This is a genomic window from Winogradskyella sp. J14-2 (genome assembly GCF_001971725.1).
GTDB lineage: Bacteria > Bacteroidota > Bacteroidia > Flavobacteriales > Flavobacteriaceae > Winogradskyella.
This window is the reverse complement of record NZ_CP019388.1, coordinates 1,986,334-2,002,532: the sequence shown is the minus strand read 5'-3', so window position 1 is coordinate 2,002,532 and position 16,199 is coordinate 1,986,334. Positions and strand designations below refer to the sequence as shown.

Here is a 16,199-nt window from a genome sequence, read left to right as displayed (position 1 = left end):
AGTGGAGAAAATTTTAAACATTGATTTAACCCCTTATAGAGGTATTAATAGTACTTCGTTAACTGGTCGCCCACAAGGTAAAGATGTCAGGCAAGAACTTAAGTTAGATACAAAAGAGGAAAGCCATGATAAAATATTAGTACATATTCCCCTTGGTACTACATCTTTTAACCCTTCCTTTTTTTTAGGTTTATTCTACAACAGTATAAAAAAACTAGGCAGTATAGAAAAATTTGAAGAAAAATTCATTTTTGTTTTTAACAAAAATGAATCTGAAATATTAAAAGAAATAATCAGTGACAATATTGATGAGGCTCTTACATACGCAAAAAACTCATTGAGAGATTCTAAAAAAGGTTTTGGATTTTAATTATGAAAATTGAAGAATTAGGGTTAATAATTACAGTAATTATATTCGGGCTATCTGTGGCTTTTAATAATTATCAAATGTATCACGATAGAAAAAAAAGCTGGTACATTGAAATTATTGTTAACTCTAATTTAGAAAAAATTGAAAAATTTTTTAAATCTATTTTTAATGAATTTAAAGAATCTCGAAAACAGCTGCTCTCAGATTACAAAGAAATAACAAAGGAATACCTTGAAAATAAGGCTAAAAAAGAAAAAAGCTTGCATAAACTTAAAAACAGTTTTCATTTTGAAATACTCCCTCTTTTTAAATCATATGATATAAACTTGGCAAAAAAACTTGAGGACGAGTTAATGAAATTTCAAGATGTCTACACCGAAAACATTGGTATTGAAAATAAGAGTGATACTGAAAAAATTATTAGAGAGTTAAGAGAAAGCAAACGCTCATTTTATGACACATTATATAGCCCAATTAAATCTTCTTTTTTTCAAAAATTACAAGCTGACAAAATTTTACTTTATTTACTCATTATTTTATTTATTCTTTTAATGATTAAAATTTTAAGAAATTAATTATTATCCATAAAAAATCCGAAGTTTTCACTTCGGATTTTTTTTATGCTTTAATTGATTATTTCCAACCACAAAGTATGGCTCCCATAATAGCTAAGGTAATTACCCAATAACCAACATTGATTAAGATATACTTCCACCCTTTTCTTTCAAAAAGGGCATTAATACCCAGAACTGGCAATACGAAAAATATGGCACCAATGGCACCATGCAAAGCACCATGACCGTAGCTTCGGTGCATGTTACCAAACTCTGCCATAAAGGCTTTAAAAGATTCTGCATCTTGATTGGAGTATGCCAGCTGCGTAGCTCCTACTTGGTGAATAACCATGCCATTTACGGTAAAGGCTAACATAAATGATAGTACCAATGTTACACCAAAAATTACAGCAATATTTCCGCTTTTCATTTTTTCTTCAGTCATGCCAGAAGCTTTCATCCAAGCTGTTCCTAATACGCTTGGGTTGTACCAAATTGCACCAATTAATAAAGGTACAACGGCCGAAACCACAATAGCTAAATAATTTAATTCCATAGTGTTATAGTTTTAGTTAGTTTGAATTAAATGTACAAAAAAACCTCTAAGTCTAATACAAAGAGGTTTATATGAATACGAAAATTACCGTTAAATTAGCTTTCCTTGTTATGATTTTCTATTAATGATTCTAATTGTTCTAAATAGTTCTTTAAATCACTATCATTTAAAGTAGCCTCACCAGAATTATTAGGTAAAGTGCTTCTGGTTTCATCAAGATATTTTATAAGTTCTGGATGATGATCTTTAATCTCTCTAGTTAATGTTGCTATCTTGGTGAGTATTTGCTGTTTGATTTCCATAATTAACAGTTTTTTTTAATATAAACATTATAGAATACAATCTCTGCTAAACAATTGTTAAACCTCTGAAGCTTCCGCAACTAATAGTTCGTTTTTGTCCTCTAAGGCTTTTGTTATAAACTCATTAACAGCATCATTTCGTTCTAAGCCATTTTTAAGCAGTTCTTTTAAGGTAATCATTACAGCGATACGTGTACCTGCTTTTTTAACAGCAGTGGCAAATAAGGGCTCTAATTCGTCATAGGACACCTCTTTGGCTAAAGCAATAATTTCAGCTTTTACTTTGGTTTGTTTATCTTCAGGATAATTAGTGTATTTTTTACCTAGTTGTTGAATAACGCTAATAGCCGAACGCTTTTGCTGTTGCGGCTTTGGCTTTGCTTGTATAGTAGCTTGTGGTTTCTCTTTTTGCTTTGCCCAACTATCTCTTAATCCAACAGTTTTATTAAACACAAGCTTTTCTGAAGTGGAATCTTTATCCACAACAAAATAACCCAATCGTTGAAATTGAAAGCGCTCTCCCACTTTAGTATCAGATAAACTTGGTTCTAAGTATCCTGTTTGAATATTTAATGAATTAGGATTTAAAAATTCCATAAAATCTTTGTCCTTATCACTATCTGGTGCTTCGTGCATAAATAAACGATCGTATTCTCTGACCTCTGCAGTTATAGCGTGCTTTATAGAAACCCAATGCAGTGTTCCTTTTACTTTTTTAGAAGTATCTGTGTCGTATGTACAATGAATTTCGGTTACTTCACCGTTTTCATCCTTAACAACATCATTCGCTTGTATAATGTAAGCGTTTTTTAGTCTTACTTCGCCTCCAAGCTTTAATCTAAAAAATTTACTACCAGCTACTTCTTTAAAGTCTTCTTTTTCGATATAAAGTTCTCGTGAAAACGGTACTTTTCTATATCCTGCTGAAGCATCTTCCTGATTATTCTCAGCCTCTAACCATTCTTCTTTATCTTCAGGATAATTGGTAATAACAACCTTTACAGGATCTAAAACAGCCATAACACGGTTGGCTGTTTTGTTTAAATCTTCTCGAATGCAAAATTCTAATAATGAGACGTCAATGACATTTTCGCGTTTAGCTACACCTACTTTTTTAATAAATTCTCTAATAGAATTTGGTGTATAACCTCTTCTTCGCAATCCAGAAATTGTTGGCATACGCGGATCGTCCCAACCAGAAACTACCTTCTCTTCTACCAATTTAAGCAACTTACGTTTACTCATAATGGTGTAAGACAAGTTTAATCGCGCGAATTCGCGCTGTTTTGGTGGTAAAGGTAAAATCTCTTTAGCATACTCATATACATTGTCCCTAAACCAATTGTAGAGCTTTCTATGAGGTTTAAACTCTAATGAACATAAGGAATGTGAAATCTGCTCTATATAATCGCTTTCACCATGCGTCCAATCGTACATTGGGTAAATGCACCATTCATCTCCTGTTCTATGGTGGTGTGCATACATAATGCGGTACATAATAGGATCTCGCATTAGCATGTTAGGATCTTCCATGTCGATCTTAGCACGCAATACATGTGTGCCTGCAGGGAATTCACCAGCTTTCATGCGTTGGAATAAATCTAAGTTTTCCTCAATACTTCTATCTCTGTATGGACTATTAGTGCCTGGCTGTGTTGGAGTACCTTTTTGCTCCGCCATAACCTCAGAAGACTGGCTATCTACATAAGCCTTTCCATCTTTAATTAATTGTACAGCCCAATCGTAAAGTTTATCAAAATAGTCTGAAGAATATAATTCATTTTCCCATTGGTAACCTAACCAAGCAATATCGCGTTTTATTGCATCTACATATTCTTGTTCTTCTTTTGCTGGGTTGGTATCATCGAATCTTAAATTTACAGGCGCATTGTATTTTTCGCCCAAACCAAAACTGATGCCTATAGCTTTAGTATGACCAATGTGTAAATAGCCATTTGGCTCCGGTGGAAAACGAAAACGCAGTTTATCTTTTGGTAAACCGTTTGCTAAATCCTCTTCTATAATATGCTCAATAAAATTGAGTGATTTTGTTTCTTCAGACATTACAAAAAATTAAAGTGCAAAATTACATAAATTGTAACATTAAAATGATATTTCGTACTTATAGTATACACCAAAAAAACTAAATAAGAATGAATTACAAATGTCCAAAATGCGATAATACCACATACGAATTGGGTGAAATGAGAGCTACTGGAGGCACATTGTCTAAAATCTTTGATGTACAGAACAAGAAATTTACATCTGTAACTTGTAAAAAGTGTACTTACACAGAGTTTTTTAAGGCTAAAACCAGTGCTATGAGTAATATTTTTGACTTTTTTACGAATTAGAGATTTACAATATATCGGTATAAAGCTTCTCGATACAAATTTCTTATAGAAATTCACTCGAAGTGACAGAAGGTTTATCTTTGCAACATGGGAATAATAAAAGTTGAAAATATCCGCGTATTTGCCAATCATGGTTGTTTAAAAGAGGAAACTACTATTGGTAGCGACTATAGAGTTGATATTGTGGTTAATGCAGATTTATCTAAATCTTCTCAAACTGATAATTTGAGTGATACTGTAGATTATGTATTTTTAAATAAAGTAGTGCGTGAAGAAATGGCAAAACCTTCGAAACTGCTTGAAACTGTTGCACAGCAGATCATAGATAGAATTCTAAAAGAAGATAAATTGGTTTCTAAAGTTACTGTTTCTGTGAGTAAAATAAATCCTCCAATTGGTGGTGATGTAGAGATGGTAACGATTAAACTTTCTGAAAAACGAAAAAAGTAAGTCTGTATAGGGTAAAACAGTAATAATTTATATATTTGCCCTTGCAAAAAGGTGTCGTGGCCGAGTGGCTAGGCAGTGGTCTGCAACACCATCTACAGCGGTTCGAATCCGCTCGACACCTCAAAAAAGCCTTTAACAAATGTTAAAGGCTTTTTTTTAGTTTATAGGATTTACCTTATCTATCTGTTCCTTCCCTTTTTCATAAAGTTCTGGAAAAAGACCTTGAGATAGCAGTAGAATGCCAAAGCCTAAAATAACTAGCGCTACTATTTTTTTTGTCTTGAAGATTAATTTAGGTGTAAGTTTATTTTTTAAGCGCTTTGCTGCTGCTATTTTAAATAAATCGCATACAAAGTAAGATACCAACATTGTAATGATAAAGAGTACTACACCGTTCTCTGATTTAGTTATTGAAGTACCTATTACAATAAAACCGAGCCAACCTAAAAGCACTCCAATATTGATGAAATTGAGTAAAAATCCTTTTATAAATAGCTTTCCGTAATTTCTTTTTGGGAGTTTTATTTTATGATGCTCTCTCACTATAGATCTAAAGGACTTAGAAATTTTTACAAATGAAATTAAACCATAAACCACGAGTAAAACGCCTCCAAAGACGAGTAACTTAGGATCGTCTTTTATTTTATCTAAAAGCGTATCAGTACTCATAAAAATGAGTAAAATAAAAACGATATCTGCTAATATAACTCCTAAGTCAAAAACTAAAGCGCTAGTAAAGCCTTTTGTTGCGCTGGTTTCTAGTAGCACAAAGAAAACAGGACCTATAGTAAAGGCAAGTATTATCCCAAATGGTATGGCTCTTAAAATATCATCTAACATGTAGACCTACAGTTTACACAAAAGTAGTAAACAAATTAAAACCGTTAAAGAATTGTACTTAAGGGTTTTTTCTGATGGCGCCTGCACTATTACATACGCGTTATGGTGCCTCCTAAAACTTTACTTTCATTAACCTGTTTTGGTTGTCCGTAAATGTAAACATTACCTCCTGCTTTTAATCTTACATCTACAAGTTCCGAGGCATTAACATAAGCCTCACCACCAGCATTGATGCTCACTTCGGTTTGTTTTGTTATGAGCTCTTCTCCATTAAAAACACCTCCTGTATATATAGATATATCTTGATTTTTAGTGTTTCCGGTAACATTGATAATACCACCTGTTACAGCTCTAAAATTGGCATAACTTGTTTTAACTTTTGCTGTTATTTCAGCACCTTCCTGAGTTCTTAAATCGATATCAAATTGTTCTATTATATCATCAATAACAACATTAGCTCCTTCATTTGCATCAATTTCATCAACAGAGGTGTAATATAATTTTACAACAGTGTCATTGCCATCATAGCTTTCTTCTAACTTCATTCTAATTTTTAACTTTCCGTTGTTGTTAATAACCTGAACATCTTCTTTGTTGTCGCCTGAAATAATCACTTTATTCTCGTCTGATTTTATCATTTTTAAATTGATTAAATCATAGACCTTTACGGTAGAAAATTCGCCAATAGATTTCTCAATAGTATCCTGTGCATTTGCTACTAATCCTAATACTAACGTTAATAATAAAGCATATTTCTTCATAATTTATTTGATTTTTGTTTTGCTAAGCAGCGACTTTTACAGCAGTTCCTGTAACCGAAACCATAGCATAATTGCTTGTCATGAGTTCTATCTCAACTTTAATGCCAACAACAGCATTAGCATTGAGTTTTTTAGCATTTTCTTGTAATTGCTGAAAAGCTTTCTCTTTTGTAGCGTCAACACTATTTCTTATAGAGTTTAAATATTTAGACATGCTAAAACCCATCACTATCTTTTCTTCGGCTAGTGCTACACCTGTAACTATACCTAGATAATCTACTATTTTAAAGTTTTCTATTGAATTGGTTGTGGTTAATATCATTTTAAAAAGATGTTAGATGTTAGACCGCTTCGCTATTAGAATTTAGAATAAAATTAATCGTTTTACTCAGGTTTACCAACTAAGTAAAAATCTAAATGTTTCTTTACTAAATCTGTATCTTTTACTTTAACTATAACCTCATCTCCAAGTTGATACATTTTGTTTGTGTTACGGCCTACCATTGCATAATACGACTGATCAAAATCGTAAGTATCATCTTTCATATCTCTTACACTGACCATGCCTTCGCATTTATTAGATTCTATTTCTACATAAATTCCCCAATCTGTTACACCAGAAATAACACCTAAAAACTCTTCGTCTTGATGATCTTGCATGAAACGAATCTGCATGTACTTTATAGAATCGCGCTCTGCTTTTGTTGCCAGATATTCCATATTACTACTGTGCTTACATTTTTCTTCGTAAACTTCTTCATTAGCGGATTTGCCACCATCTAAGTAATGCTGTAATAATCTGTGCGCCATAACGTCTGGATAACGACGAATTGGCGAGGTAAAATGGCTGTAATAATCAAACGCTAACCCATAATGCCCAATATTATGCGTGGTATATTCTGCCTTTGCCATGGTTCTTATAGTTAAGGTATCTACAAGATTTTGCTCTTTTTTGCCAACGACATCGCTTAATAATTTATTTAATGATGAGGCAATACTATTACGATCCTTAAAGTTTAGTTTATGTCCAAAACGACCTACAACAGTTTGTAGCTGTACTAATTTAGCTTCGTCTGGCTCATCGTGTACACGATATACAAAGGTTTTTTTCGGGTTTTGCTTACCGACAAATTCAGATACTTTTCTGTTAGCTAACAACATAAATTCTTCAATAAGTTTGTTAGCATCTTTGCTGGTTTTAAAGAATACACCTACGGGATTGGCTTCTTCATCTAAATTGAATTTCACCTCAACCTTATCAAAAGAAATGGCTCCTGATCGCATACGTTTTGAACGCATTTTTTTAGCTAAACGATCTAAAACCATAACAGCCTCTGCAATTTCTGGTTTAGTATTATACTCCTTACCTGTTAGCGATACTTCTTTAGGAATTGTAGCCTCGAGAGCCTCAGCTACCGAATCATCTCCGCTCACTGAGGCTCTCGAAGTGAGCGTAAACTTTGGGTTATTCTCTATTATAGCTTGTGCTTCTTCGTAAGCAAAACGTGCATCAGAATACGTTACTGTTCTACCAAACCATTGGTTTTTAATTTCGCACTTATCATTCATCTGAAACACTGCAGAGAAAGTATACTTTTCTTCGTGTGGTCTTAACGAACATGCCCCATTTGATAAACGTTCTGGTAACATTGGTACCACGCGATCTACTAAATAAATAGATGTAGCACGTTCGTAAGCTTCATCGTCTAAAACTGTTCCTGGTTGCACATAGTGTGATACATCTGCAATATGGATTCCTATCTCATATAAGCCGTTTTCTAAAACTTTAAAGGATAATGCATCATCAAAATCTTTTGCGTCCTTAGGATCTATCGTAAAGGTTAAATCCTTACGCATGTCTCTACGTTTAGATATTTCGTCTTCTGTGATAGAAATATCTAGATCATTGGCAAATTTTTTAACTTCATAAGGAAACTCATGTGGTAAACCATACTCAGCTAAAATAGCATGTATTTCGGTATTGTGTTCCCCTGGTTTTCCTAAAACTTCTAGTACCTTACCGTAAGGTGAATCAGCTTTTTCTGGCCAGTCTGTTAGTGCTACCAATACTTTATCACCATCTTCTGCCTTTTTAGTTTTGTTTATTGGTACAAAAATGTCTTTGTACATTTTACTACTATCGGCAACTACAAAGGCAAAATTTCTGTTTTGTTGAATTTGAATGGTACCAACATATTCGGTTTTAGCACGCTTAAGGATATTGGTTATTTCACCTTCAATTTTACCTCGTTTTCTGCGCTTGTAGGCATAGAATTCTACTTCATCACCATCTAGCGCTTTGTTAATATTATTAGATGCTATAAAGACATCTTCTTCAAAATCGTCTGAAATGATATAACCGTTTCCTTTAGAGGCTAAATCTAAAATACCTGTGTGATATTCTGCAGTAACTACGGCTTTAAACTTCCCACGATCTACTTGTTCTATTTCTTGTTTGGCAGTAAGCTTGGCTAAAGTTTTTATAATCTGGTTACGACTACTAGCATCGTTAACACCAATAATAGCAGCTATTTGCTTGTAGTTAAACGTTTTGTTTCGTTCTTTTTTTAGAATACTTAAAATTGTATTTGTAAGGTTAGAAATCTTGTTTTTACCGGATTTCTTTTTTCTTTTTCTTGTCATTTAATTATGTAATCATATTCGTTTCCTAAAAGTGTTAGGAATTCTTCATTTAAAACTTAATAAAGGTGGAAGTGAAGTTATTAAGTTTATTACAAAGCTACACTATTAAAATTTAAAAGTGTTTAGATAAGGTTAAATAAATTAAAATTCACTTATTCACAATTATATATACTATTATCATTTCTCTTTTAAAATTTAAAAAAATAAATAATGGTTATTATAGTCTGTTAATAGTTAGTATAACTTTTTTAACTTTTATTTTGATACCTTGAAGTTTACACTTTATTACGGTTTAGTTAACATTAAATTTACATGTAAGGGCTTGATTTTGAATGAACGTAAAATTATTGTAAACAACTGTTAATAACTCATGTTAATAGAAATGACTCATATTTTATTTTCAAAGCACTGTTAATTTCTTCTGTTAGGAGTATGAATAACTTCCTTGAAAAAAGTGAGAATTAAATTTTGATTTTAGAATTAAATTCTTGTTTGAAAAAATAATGGAACATTCCTAATTTTTATTTTCAAAACTTGTGAACACTTATTAACAAGTAATTAGAAATTGTATTAACCGCATTTTATTATTTGTAATTTTGCAGAGGAAAACAAACACTTATTAACATGACAATTTCTATCGGTAACGACCACGCAGGACCAGAGTATAAACAAGCTATAATACAACACCTTGAAAGTAAAGGTCATACCATTACTAATTACGGTACAGACACAACTGATAGTGCAGACTATCCAGACTTTGTACATCCTGTTGCCAAAGATGTTAATGATGGAAAAGTAGATTTTGGAATCTTAATTTGTGGTACTGCAAATGGAGTCGCTATGACGGCTAATAAATATCAAAATGTTAGAGCTGGTGTTTGTTGGACGGGTGAAATTACAGAATTAACGCGCCAGCATAACGATGCTAACATTATTTGCATTCCGGCAAGATATACATCTATACCACAAGCTATAAAAATGGTAGATACTTTTCTTAATACTGAGTTTGAAGGAGGCCGTCATAAAAGACGTATAGATAAAATTCCTTTATCTTGTTAATACCAATTTATAAGTTGGTATTGCATGAGTCATTCACACACACATAATCACTCAGATTTAAAAAGTAGAAAACTTTTAATAGCAATAGTACTAAACATTGTTATAACTGTAGCTCAGGTAATTGGTGGTTTAGTATCTGGTAGTTTATCTCTTATTAGCGATGCAGTGCATAATTTTAGTGATGTTCTTTCACTTATTGTGAGTTATGTTGCGGCAAAATTATCGCAACAAAAAGCGTCTATTAATAAAACTTTTGGGTACAAACGTGCAGAGATACTGGCTGCTTTTATTAATGCATCTACATTAGTTATCGTCGCTATAATTTTAATAAAAGAAGCTATTGAGCGTTTTCAGAATCCGCAGTCAATAGATTCTAATTTAGTAATATGGTTATCGTTAATTGCAATTTTTGCTAATGGCTTTAGTGTATTATTATTAAGAAAAGAATCTTCTAATAATATTAATCTTCGTTCTGCTTATTTACACTTATTAACAGATATGTTAGCTAGTGTTGCTGTATTAATAGGTGGTTTATTAATGAAATATTATCAGCTGTATTGGGTTGATAGTTTATTAACGTTGTTAATTGCATTATATCTAATTTATGTGGGCTATGATTTATTAAAAACATCAACCAAGATGTTGATGCTTTTTACACCAGAACATATCAATATAAAAGAAGTTGTACGCGTTGTTAATAAGCTACCAAAAGTTAATAAACTACACCACGTACATATATGGAATTTAAGTGATCATGAGCTACATCTTGAAGCACACTTAGATCTTACAGAAGATATTAGCACTACTGAATTTAATGAACTATTATTACAGATTGAAGCACTCCTTCATGAAGAGTTTGATATAAATCATGTTACCATTCAACCAGAATACAATAAGGAAGATCCTAAAGAAGTAATTGTACAAGACTAATGTTAGATATACAAACCAAGACATTCAATCAACTCAATACAAAAGAGCTTTATGACTTGCTTCAACTAAGAAGTGAGGTTTTTGTTGTGGAACAAGATTGTGTTTATCAAGATATTGATGGAAAAGACCAAAAAGCTTTACATATTTTAGGTTACAGAGGTAATAAATTAGTGGCTTATACACGTATATTTCAGCCAGGTGACTATTTTGAAGAAGCTAGTATTGGTAGAGTGGTGGTAAAAGAAAAAGAGCGACAATATGGCTTTGGTTATGATATTATGAATGCTTCTATCGAAGCTATTAAAAAGCACTTTAAAACTTCAGAAATAAGAATTTCTGCTCAGACCTATTTAAAAAAATTTTATAACAATTTAGGGTTTAAAGAAGTAGGAGAGGAGTACCTAGAAGATGGTATTCCACACGTTAATATGATTAAGAATTAGTTTGAGGACTTCTTTATAATTCGTGTTACAACAATTTCCACACGTCTATCTAATTCTGGTTCACCACCAAGTGGAAATTTACGTCTTTGGCCTACAAATTTCATTCTATAACGTTTAACACCCTTGTCAGCTAAATAATCGTAGACTGTTTTCGCTCTGGCTAATGAGAGATTACGTTTTTTAGTTTTTCGGTCTATGGCATCGCGAGACCCTTGCGTACAACAGACATGGCCTTCTATATTAAAATAAATATCAGTTCGTTCTACTAAGATTTTTGCAATATCATCGAGCTTAGCTTTAGACTCTTTAGTAAGGTAACTGTAGCCCGTTCGGAATAAAATATTTTCTAATTGAATTTTATCACCTTCTTTTAGCTCGCCCTTTAAAAGCTCTTCAGTGGTTTCTTTTTTAGGTTGTTCTACTTTTTCCCTCGGCGGATCGTAGGGCTGTACAATAATTTCAACTTTACGGTTTAAACCACGTATTTTATAAAGATCATTATCATTAACAACATTGAGTAAAATTTTACCCTTACCATCTACATTGGTAATTACAGATTCATCAAATTCATTATTAGAAAAAACCTCTTTTATAGCATCTGCGCGTTGTTGAGAAAGTACTAAATTATAAGAATCACTCCCTCTATCGTCACAAAACCCATAAATGGATATTTTCTGAATATCCATATTTTCTATTTCAGACAAGAATAATAGCAATCGGCTTTCTTCGGTTTCGGGAATTTGGTATTCATCGGTTAAAAAATATACCTGATGCTTTAGTTCTTTTTGAGCTAAAGCAAACTGAAAAGTTAGGCATATGACAAAGATTAGGGACTTCATTTTTCTTAAATTTTCTAACATGATGAAAATTTACTTAACATTAAATATATGTAAATTTTCGTTATTTTCTTAAGATGCTCATTATTAGACTTCTATACACTACTTTAAAATATTAGCATATTGATTTGGATTATTGAGTATATCAATTGCCTTTTTTATCTCGGGATTATTAGCTGTGTAATACATGTATAAGCCTTCGCTGTAAAAATAGCGCTTTATAATTTCGTCCGTTAGCAAAGATTTTAATTGCTTTTTATTGGCATCAATTGCATTAGATTTATAGGACTGCAACGCTGTCGATAAATTTTGGTATTCTGTTTTAATTACATCTTCTAATTCTTCTTCTTTAGCAATTTCTATAGCATCACTAATGGCTTTTTCCGTTTTAGTTTCAAAATTAAAACCAGTAGTTTTTAAATAACTTTTAAAGGATTTAAATTCACTATCAGATAGTTGAAATGCTTTTAAATTTTCAACTGTATTTTGATAGTAATAATCTGTAGCGAAGTTAAAAACCAGATTTTCATTTAAAATTGCTTTTGTTATTGGTGTTTCTTTAGCAAATTCTACTTCAACATCAGGTTCTATTCCGCCACCGTCATAAACCGGTCTTCCGTTTTTGGTCTTAAATTCGTTGTAGTTTTCTTTTTTAACACGAGTAGCTTTTCCGTTTTCATCTCTATTCCAATAGTCTAAAGATTGTATACAACGACCAGACGGTGTATAGTAACGCGAAATTGTAATCTTCATTTGTGTCCCATAAGATAATGGTTTAGGACGCTGTACCAAGCCTTTACCAAAGCTACGTGTGCCAACAACAACAGCTCTATCCATATCTTGTAAAGCACCAGAAACAATCTCACTTGCCGATGCACTTCTACCATCTATTAAAACGACTAATGGTATTTCTGTATCAATAGCATCGCGTTTTGTGTAATACGTTTTATTGTACTTTTTTACCTTAGATTTTGTAGTGACTACCAACTGGTTTTTAGGTACAAAAATATTAGTGACATTTACAGCCTCGTGCAATAAGCCACCAGGATTTCCTCTTAAATCTAAAATAAGTTGTTTAGCACCTTGGTTTTTTAAGGCTCTAAGCGCTCCTAAAGTTTCTGAAGATGCTTTGTTATTAAATTTTCTTAATACGATATAGCCTGTTTTATCATCTATCATTGAGTAGTGAGGTACCGCTTTAATCTCTAAGGATTCTCTAATAATTTTAACCGTATTGGTTTTACCTTGTCTTTTGTAAGTAATGTTAACTTCTGTACCAGCAGCGCCTTGTAATAAATTTGCAGCATCTTCTTTAAAATCTGATACAACTACATTATCTACTTTAATTATCTCGTCTCCAGCTTTTAAGCCCACTTTGTCAGCTGCATAATTTTTATAGGGTTCTACAATAACCAGTTTATCTTTTAGCGTTAAAACTTTAGCACCAATACCTGTATAATCACCAGCATTGTTTATTCTAGAAGCTTCTACATCTTGTTCGTTATAAAACTGTGTGTATGGATCTAAATCGTCTAGCATACTCTTAATAGCAGTATCCATAAGATTTCCAGGATTAGTTTCATCAACATAATTCATGTTTAACTCTTTAAACATAGTTGTGAAAATTTCAATCTGCTTAGCAATTTCAAAGAAGTCATTTTTAAAAGCTGTAGTGCTTAAAAATATAACTACAGCAATTACTGGTATTGCTATTTTTTTATGTAGTAGGTTCTTCATTTTTTCTTGTTTTATTTAAGAATTTCTCAAATAACAATTTCATTTTGTTATCTATGTCATCAAAAGTTGTTCCATCCTTACTAAGATACAATATCATAAACGCATAAGATGTTGAACTATTGTTAAAATATAAAGGCTTATTAAGCCTGTAGGCTTCTCTAAGTAAACGTTTTATTTTATTCCTTGCTACAGCTGTTTTATGAAGGCGCTTGCTTACAGATACACCTGTTTTTAAAATACTGTTGTCTTCAAATTCTGTTTGTAGAAAAATGAGTTTTAAAGGATAGACTGTTACGGACTTACCTTCATTAAACAATCGTTCGATGCTTTTTTTACTTTTTAGTTTGTCTTTTTTTCCGTAATTAAACTGCATATTTTATAATAAGAAGCAGGTAAAAATAGAATTGTATTTTCTCTTTACCAAAGGAAATAGACCCTGAAGCTATGATAAAAGTCATGTTTTAAGCATTTTATTTAGAGTAACTTACAATATACTAATCAAATACAGCTTTATAATTATGGGACGTTTAGACGTAAAACAACTTAAAAGCCCTAAGGATAAAGCGTTATATATTCGGCATCTTATAAGAGATTTAGAGGCTTTAGATATGATACTAAAACAAGATTTGATTGAGAAAGAACCTATTAGAATTGGCGCAGAACAAGAGTTTTGTATTACAAACAACCAATTTTTTCCCAACAACAATAATATTGAAGTTTTAGAAGCTATTAACGACGATCACTTTACTACAGAAATAGGAAAATACAATCTCGAAATTAACTCAGACCCATTACTACTAAAAGACAATTGTTTTTCACTTCTACAACAACAGCTTGAGGATTTACTCAAGAAAGCAAAAAAGGGTGCTAAAGCAAGTAACTCTAAAGTTGTATTGACAGGTATTTTGCCAACCTTAAGATTGAAGCATATCGGTGAAAATTACATGACGGATAGACCTAGATATCACGTGTTAAATAATTCGTTAAAATCTTCTAGACGCGAACATTTTAATATTCACATCAAAGGTGTTGATGAGCTTAATTTAATTCATGATTGTGTAATGTTAGAGGCTTGTAATACAAGTTTTCAAACCCATTTACAGATCAATCCAGATGAGTTTGTAGATAAGTATAATTGGGCACAAGCGATAGCAGGACCTGTGCTTAGCATATGTACAAATTCTCCTATTCTTTTTGGTAGAGAATTGTGGGCAGAAACACGTATTGCCTTGTTTACACAAAGTATTGATACCAGAAGAAATTCATTTATACATCATGAGAAAGAGTCGCGCGTTAGTTTTGGTGTCGATTGGGAAAGAGGCACTGTAACAGATATTTTTAGAGATCATATTTCGCGGTTTAGAAGTTTGCTAACCTCAAATGAGCACGATGATAGCTTAGAAAAATTAGAACAAGGAGAGATACCAAAACTTAGAGCATTACAGCTACACAACGGAACCGTTTATAAATGGAACCGCGTTTGTTATGGAGTAGGCGAGGGAAAACCACACTTAAGGATAGAGTGTCGTTATATTCCTGCCGGACCAACACTAACAGATGAGATTGCCAATATGGTATTTTGGGTTGGCTTAATGCTTGGTCAATCAGAAGCATACAACAAGGTTCATGAAAAGATGGATTTTAAAGATGTAAAAAACAATTTCTTTAAGGCGGCTCGTAATGGCATGGAAACACAATTTAAGTGGAATAACAAACGCATTTCAGCCCAAGACCTTATTTTGAATGAGCTTTTACCAATGGCTATAAAAGGTTTGGAAAAAGTAAATATTTCTTCTGAAGATGTTTCAAAATATCTATCTGTAATTGAAGCTCGAGCAAAATCACATACAGGTGCACAATGGATGGTGGATAATTATAGAAATCTTCAAAAAACAAAAACTAATTTCGAAGCGCTTCAGAATATAACAGCATATATGTATAAGCATCAGCTTGACGAGAAAACAGTTGATCAGTGGAATATTTTTAACCCAGACGATAATCTAAAAATTGATGTCAGTCGAATCGTAAAACACAACATGAATACTAAAATACTACTCGTAGACCAAAATGATAGCCTAGAATTAGTGAGTAGTATAATGCAATGGAAAAATATTCACCATTTACCAGTTATAAACAAAAAGAAAGCGCTCACAGGATTATTAACTTGGACAGATTTAATAAAGCTTGGCGATAAAGATTTAGGCCTAAGGGTTAAGGATGTTATGACTACTGGTTTAATCACCATAACTCAAGAAGCACCACTAAATAAAGCAAAAGACTTAATGCAAAAACATAAAATTAATTGTTTACCTGTAGTTAGAAATAAGGAGCTACTAGGTATTATAACTTCAAGTGATTTTTGAA

At 32.3% G+C, this 16,199-nt stretch carries 18 protein-coding genes and 1 tRNA gene; 9 read left to right on the top strand and 10 right to left on the bottom strand.

Annotated features, from left to right (window positions below; genetic code table 11):
• Position 1 precedes the first annotated feature (1 nt).
• Entirely contained in the window at positions 2-370 is a 369-nt protein-coding gene (locus tag BWZ20_RS09120; RefSeq protein ID WP_076619256.1) for a hypothetical protein, read from the top strand.
• A gap of 2 nt (positions 371-372) precedes the next feature.
• The gene (locus tag BWZ20_RS09115) at positions 373-945 is read left to right on the top strand and encodes a hypothetical protein (RefSeq protein WP_076619254.1); all 573 of its coding nucleotides are present in this window, start codon (positions 373-375) and stop codon (positions 943-945) included.
• 58 nt (positions 946-1,003) lie between these two features.
• On the opposite strand, the gene BWZ20_RS09110 is transcribed toward BWZ20_RS09115, so the two are convergent.
• From BWZ20_RS09110 to BWZ20_RS09100, 3 genes are all read right to left on the bottom strand, one after another.
• Positions 1,004-1,480 carry a DUF1761 domain-containing protein gene (locus tag BWZ20_RS09110; protein WP_076619252.1) on the bottom strand — a complete coding sequence of 159 codons (477 nt, stop codon included), beginning with the start codon at positions 1,478-1,480 and terminating at the stop codon, positions 1,004-1,006.
• A 95-nt stretch (positions 1,481-1,575) separates the two neighbouring features.
• Positions 1,576-1,782 carry a hypothetical protein gene (locus tag BWZ20_RS09105; RefSeq protein WP_232217094.1) on the bottom strand — a complete coding sequence of 69 codons (207 nt, stop codon included), beginning with the start codon at positions 1,780-1,782 and terminating at the stop codon, positions 1,576-1,578.
• A gap of 57 nt (positions 1,783-1,839) precedes the next feature.
• Complete coding sequence (locus tag BWZ20_RS09100; RefSeq protein WP_076619248.1) at positions 1,840-3,846, bottom strand: glutamine--tRNA ligase/YqeY domain fusion protein; 2,007 nt, start codon at positions 3,844-3,846, stop codon at positions 1,840-1,842.
• Positions 3,847-3,935: 89 nt separating this feature from the next.
• Between BWZ20_RS09100 and BWZ20_RS09095 the strand changes: the two genes are divergently transcribed.
• The 3 genes from BWZ20_RS09095 (at position 3,936) to BWZ20_RS09085 (ending at position 4,707) form a co-directional block, all read left to right on the top strand.
• Positions 3,936-4,136: a zinc ribbon domain-containing protein gene (locus BWZ20_RS09095; RefSeq protein ID WP_076619245.1), complete on the top strand. Its 201-nt coding sequence runs from the start codon at positions 3,936-3,938 to the stop codon at positions 4,134-4,136.
• Positions 4,137-4,223: 87 nt separating this feature from the next.
• A complete protein-coding gene (gene folB, locus BWZ20_RS09090) occupies positions 4,224-4,586 on the top strand; it encodes a dihydroneopterin aldolase (protein WP_076619243.1) in 363 nt (120 codons plus the stop codon).
• Positions 4,587-4,636: 50 nt separating this feature from the next.
• Positions 4,637-4,707: transfer RNA gene (locus BWZ20_RS09085), tRNA-Cys, on the top strand.
• 35 nt (positions 4,708-4,742) lie between these two features.
• Here BWZ20_RS09085 and BWZ20_RS09080 read toward each other — a convergent pair.
• The 4 genes from BWZ20_RS09080 to BWZ20_RS09065 form a co-directional block, all read right to left on the bottom strand.
• Positions 4,743-5,426: a LysE family translocator gene (locus BWZ20_RS09080; RefSeq protein WP_076619241.1), complete on the bottom strand. Its 684-nt coding sequence runs from the start codon at positions 5,424-5,426 to the stop codon at positions 4,743-4,745.
• A gap of 89 nt (positions 5,427-5,515) precedes the next feature.
• A complete protein-coding gene (locus tag BWZ20_RS09075; RefSeq protein WP_076619238.1) occupies positions 5,516-6,187 on the bottom strand; it encodes a head GIN domain-containing protein in 672 nt (223 codons plus the stop codon).
• A gap of 22 nt (positions 6,188-6,209) precedes the next feature.
• A complete protein-coding gene (locus BWZ20_RS09070; protein WP_076619236.1) occupies positions 6,210-6,509 on the bottom strand; it encodes a YbjQ family protein in 300 nt (99 codons plus the stop codon).
• A gap of 62 nt (positions 6,510-6,571) precedes the next feature.
• The gene (locus tag BWZ20_RS09065) at positions 6,572-8,830 is read right to left on the bottom strand and encodes a ribonuclease R family protein (RefSeq protein WP_076619234.1); all 2,259 of its coding nucleotides are present in this window, start codon (positions 8,828-8,830) and stop codon (positions 6,572-6,574) included.
• 624 nt (positions 8,831-9,454) lie between these two features.
• Here BWZ20_RS09065 and rpiB point away from each other — a divergent pair.
• Genes rpiB through BWZ20_RS09050 form a run of 3 tightly spaced genes read left to right on the top strand, consistent with a single transcriptional unit; the run spans position 9,455 to position 11,262 of the window.
• A complete protein-coding gene (gene rpiB / locus BWZ20_RS09060; RefSeq protein ID WP_076619231.1) occupies positions 9,455-9,889 on the top strand; it encodes a ribose 5-phosphate isomerase B in 435 nt (144 codons plus the stop codon).
• A gap of 24 nt (positions 9,890-9,913) precedes the next feature.
• Positions 9,914-10,819: a cation diffusion facilitator family transporter gene (locus tag BWZ20_RS09055; protein ID WP_076619229.1), complete on the top strand. Its 906-nt coding sequence runs from the start codon at positions 9,914-9,916 to the stop codon at positions 10,817-10,819.
• Positions 10,819-11,262 (top strand): GNAT family N-acetyltransferase, encoded by a 444-nt coding sequence (locus tag BWZ20_RS09050; RefSeq protein ID WP_076619227.1) that lies wholly within the window; start codon positions 10,819-10,821, stop codon positions 11,260-11,262. Before BWZ20_RS09055 ends, BWZ20_RS09050 begins: the two co-directional genes overlap by 1 nt.
• Here the strand turns inward: BWZ20_RS09050 and BWZ20_RS09045 are convergent.
• The 3 genes from BWZ20_RS09045 to rnpA all read right to left on the bottom strand — a co-directional run bounded on the left by BWZ20_RS09045 (position 11,259) and on the right by rnpA (position 14,208).
• Positions 11,259-12,101, bottom strand: coding sequence for an OmpA family protein (locus tag BWZ20_RS09045; protein WP_076621317.1), 843 nt, complete (start codon positions 12,099-12,101; stop codon positions 11,259-11,261). The two genes, BWZ20_RS09050 and BWZ20_RS09045, sit on opposite strands and share 4 nt — an antisense overlap.
• Positions 12,102-12,200: 99 nt before the next feature.
• Positions 12,201-13,835, bottom strand: coding sequence for a S41 family peptidase (locus tag BWZ20_RS09040; RefSeq protein WP_076619225.1), 1,635 nt, complete (start codon positions 13,833-13,835; stop codon positions 12,201-12,203).
• Positions 13,816-14,208: a ribonuclease P protein component gene (rnpA, locus tag BWZ20_RS09035; protein ID WP_076619223.1), complete on the bottom strand. Its 393-nt coding sequence runs from the start codon at positions 14,206-14,208 to the stop codon at positions 13,816-13,818. Before rnpA ends, BWZ20_RS09040 begins: the two co-directional genes overlap by 20 nt.
• A 145-nt stretch (positions 14,209-14,353) precedes the next feature.
• On the opposite strand from rnpA, the gene BWZ20_RS09030 reads away from it, so the two are divergent.
• Positions 14,354-16,198 (top strand): CBS domain-containing protein, encoded by a 1,845-nt coding sequence (locus BWZ20_RS09030; RefSeq protein ID WP_076619220.1) that lies wholly within the window; start codon positions 14,354-14,356, stop codon positions 16,196-16,198.
• Position 16,199: the final 1 nt, after the last annotated feature.

Excerpts from the sequence above, each read along its gene's own strand:
- BWZ20_RS09115 (WP_076619254.1), top strand. The coding sequence starts at position 373 with ATGAAAATTGAAGAATTAGGGTTAATAATTACAGTAATTATATTCGGG.
- BWZ20_RS09110 (WP_076619252.1), bottom strand. The coding sequence starts at position 1,480 with ATGGAATTAAATTATTTAGCTATTGTGGTTTCGGCCGTTGTACCTTTA.
- BWZ20_RS09105 (WP_232217094.1), bottom strand. The coding sequence starts at position 1,782 with ATGGAAATCAAACAGCAAATACTCACCAAGATAGCAACATTAACTAGA.
- BWZ20_RS09100 (WP_076619248.1), bottom strand. The coding sequence starts at position 3,846 with ATGTCTGAAGAAACAAAATCACTCAATTTTATTGAGCATATTATAGAA.
- BWZ20_RS09095 (WP_076619245.1), top strand. The coding sequence starts at position 3,936 with ATGAATTACAAATGTCCAAAATGCGATAATACCACATACGAATTGGGT.
- folB (WP_076619243.1), top strand. The coding sequence starts at position 4,224 with ATGGGAATAATAAAAGTTGAAAATATCCGCGTATTTGCCAATCATGGT.
- BWZ20_RS09080 (WP_076619241.1), bottom strand. The coding sequence starts at position 5,426 with ATGTTAGATGATATTTTAAGAGCCATACCATTTGGGATAATACTTGCC.
- BWZ20_RS09075 (WP_076619238.1), bottom strand. The coding sequence starts at position 6,187 with ATGAAGAAATATGCTTTATTATTAACGTTAGTATTAGGATTAGTAGCA.
- BWZ20_RS09070 (WP_076619236.1), bottom strand. The coding sequence starts at position 6,509 with ATGATATTAACCACAACCAATTCAATAGAAAACTTTAAAATAGTAGAT.
- BWZ20_RS09065 (WP_076619234.1), bottom strand. The coding sequence starts at position 8,830 with ATGACAAGAAAAAGAAAAAAGAAATCCGGTAAAAACAAGATTTCTAAC.
- rpiB (WP_076619231.1), top strand. The coding sequence starts at position 9,455 with ATGACAATTTCTATCGGTAACGACCACGCAGGACCAGAGTATAAACAA.
- BWZ20_RS09055 (WP_076619229.1), top strand. The coding sequence starts at position 9,914 with ATGAGTCATTCACACACACATAATCACTCAGATTTAAAAAGTAGAAAA.
- BWZ20_RS09050 (WP_076619227.1), top strand. The coding sequence starts at position 10,819 with ATGTTAGATATACAAACCAAGACATTCAATCAACTCAATACAAAAGAG.
- BWZ20_RS09045 (WP_076621317.1), bottom strand. The coding sequence starts at position 12,101 with ATGAAGTCCCTAATCTTTGTCATATGCCTAACTTTTCAGTTTGCTTTA.
- BWZ20_RS09040 (WP_076619225.1), bottom strand. The coding sequence starts at position 13,835 with ATGAAGAACCTACTACATAAAAAAATAGCAATACCAGTAATTGCTGTA.
- rnpA (WP_076619223.1), bottom strand. The coding sequence starts at position 14,208 with ATGCAGTTTAATTACGGAAAAAAAGACAAACTAAAAAGTAAAAAAAGC.
- BWZ20_RS09030 (WP_076619220.1), top strand. The coding sequence starts at position 14,354 with ATGGGACGTTTAGACGTAAAACAACTTAAAAGCCCTAAGGATAAAGCG.